Genomic DNA, 2500 nt, shown 5'->3' with positions numbered 1-2500 from the left:
CTCTCCTCTTAACCTTCCAGCACCGGGCAGGCGTCAGACCCTATACGTCGTCTTGCGACTTCGCAGAGCCCTGTGTTTTTGATAAACAGTCGCTACCCCCTGGTCTGTGCCACCCCACAAGAGTTGCCTCATATGGGGTCACGCTTCTTCCGAAGTTACGCGTGCAATTTGCCGAGTTCCTTCAACATAGTTCTCTCAAGCGCCTTGGTATACTCTACCTGACCACCTGTGTCGGTTTCGGGTACGGTCTATACGGTGGAGCTATTTCCTGGAACCGCTCCGCTGCCCATCCAATCCAATTAGAATGAACAACTTGTGCAATCCGTCACTACCACCAGGCCCACGAATATTAACGTGGTTCCCATCGACTACGCGTGTCCGCCTCGTCTTAGGGGCCGGCTAACCCTGCTCAGATTAACTTTAAGCAGGAACCCTTGGTCTTTCGGCGAGAGGGTCTCTCACCCTCTTTATCGTTACTCATGTCAACATTCGCACTTCCGATACCTCCAGGAGCCCTCACGGGTCTCCCTTCATCAGCTTACGGAACGCTCCGCTACCACGTGTATTGCTACACATCCTCAGCTTCGGTGCATGGCTTCAGCCCCGTTACATTTTCGGCGCAAAGACCCTTATTTAGACCAGTGAGCTGTTACGCTTTCTTTAAATGATGGCTGCTTCTAAGCCAACATCCTGGTTGTTTTGGGATCCTCACATCCTTTCCCACTTAGCCATGACTTGGGGACCTTAGCTGGAGGTTAGGGTTGTTGCCCTTTTCACGACGGACGTTAGCACCCGCCGTGTGTCTGCCGAGTAGTACTCCCCGGTATTCGGAGTTTGGTTAGGATCAGTAAGACGGTGAGTCCCCATAGCCCATCCAGTGCTCTACCCCCGGGGGTATTCGCTCGACGCTCTACCTAAATAGATTTCGCGGAGAACCAGCTATTTCCGAGTTTGATTGGCCTTTCACCCCTAGCCACAAGTCATCCCAATCTATTGCAACAGATGCGGGTTCGGTCCTCCAGTTGGTGTTACCCAACCTTCAACCTGCTCATGGCTAGATCACTCGGTTTCGGGTCTAATGCAACAAACTATATCGCCCTGTTCAGACTCGCTTTCGCTGCGCCTACACCTACCGGCTTAAGCTTGCTTGTTACACTAAGTCGTTGACCCATTATACAAAAGGTACGCCGTCACCCTTGCGGGCTCCGACTGTTTGTAGGCATCCGGTTTCAGGTTCTATTTCACTCCCCTTGTCGGGGTGCTTTTCACCTTTCCCTCACGGTACTTGTTCGCTATCGGTCATGCACGAGTACTTAGGCTTGGAGAGTGGTCTCCCCATGTTCAGACAGGATTTCTCGTGTCCCGCCCTACTCTAGGACAATCATGATATCTACGCGTACGGGGCTGTCACCCACTACGGCCGCACTTTCCAGAGCGTTCCACTTTAATCACAATTGCCACTGGCCTGGTCCGCGTTCGCTCGCCACTACTTGCGGAGTCTCGGTTGATGTCCTTTCCTGCAGGTACTTAGATGTTTCAGTTCCCTGCGTTCGCTTCTTACACCCTATGTATTCAGGTGCAGATACCTTATCACAATGCTTGGAAACCTGAGGCGCCTTCGACGCATCAGGCAATAGCCAATAGGCAGTAGCCAGTAGTTCTCACCACTGCCTATTGCCTCGTTCCTACTGCCTGCGCCAAAGGCGCATCAGATTTTCCAAGCATTTAAGGTGGGTTGCCCCATTCGGAGATCCATGGATCAAAGCTCATTCGCAGCTCCCCACGGCTTTTCGCAGCGTATCACGTCCTTCATCGCCTGTGCATGCCAAGGCATCCACCAAATGCCCTTACGACACTTAATCGTTCTCATTGCCAATGCTCATCGTCTTTGTTTGATTTGGCAAACCTTATCCACTCGGCTTTCGCCCCAGTTTGAGACAAAAGAGTGGGGGTGCCAAATCCGACTATCCGGACAACCTTGCGATTGCCGCCAGCCGGGCCAAACATGCGTGATTACCTTTTACAATCACGCTTTCTAACAATGCCATCGACGTGTTCGACCTGATCACTTTATTGGAGCTACGCCGAGCAGCTCGCTTGTGTCAGGTCTTAAGACCAGCTTCTCGAGATTGGATCCGATACCGCGCGGTCAGGCAACGGTAATCCGACCGTTCATCAGACGATGCCCGAAGGCAGCGAACAACAAACGATCCAGAGCGACAAGCTTCCTTCCACCCTCCAGTCCCTCCACCACATCCGGCCGGCTAGGCCATCCATGGGTTCACAAGAACTGGGCTCGGACGCCATGGGCCAAAACCCACAACACCTGGAAGCCTCCAGATCAATCTTCTCTTCACAATGTATGCAGAACAGGCATCAGGCTCAAAGCCGATGCAAACTTTTATTTTCTTCAAAGGATATCTCTTAACCGCCAGCAATGACCCACCAAATACAGGCCAGAGGCCGTCGGCCATCGTTGGCCGGCCCGTCCGGAGCGCAG

The 2500-nt window shown here is 52.8% G+C and carries 1 rRNA gene (only partly in view); it reads right to left on the bottom strand.

The window, feature by feature from the left end:
• Positions 1 to 1862 (bottom strand): 23S ribosomal RNA (locus tag HJC00_RS32095) (it extends 1017 nt beyond the left edge of the window).
• Positions 1863 to 2500: the final 638 nt, after the last annotated feature.

Source organism: Rhizobium sp. NLR22b (assembly GCF_019685295.1).
Taxonomy (GTDB): Bacteria; Pseudomonadota; Alphaproteobacteria; order Rhizobiales; family Rhizobiaceae; genus Rhizobium.
Note: the sequence above shows the minus strand (reverse complement) of the source record. Positions and strands in the feature narration are given on the sequence as shown.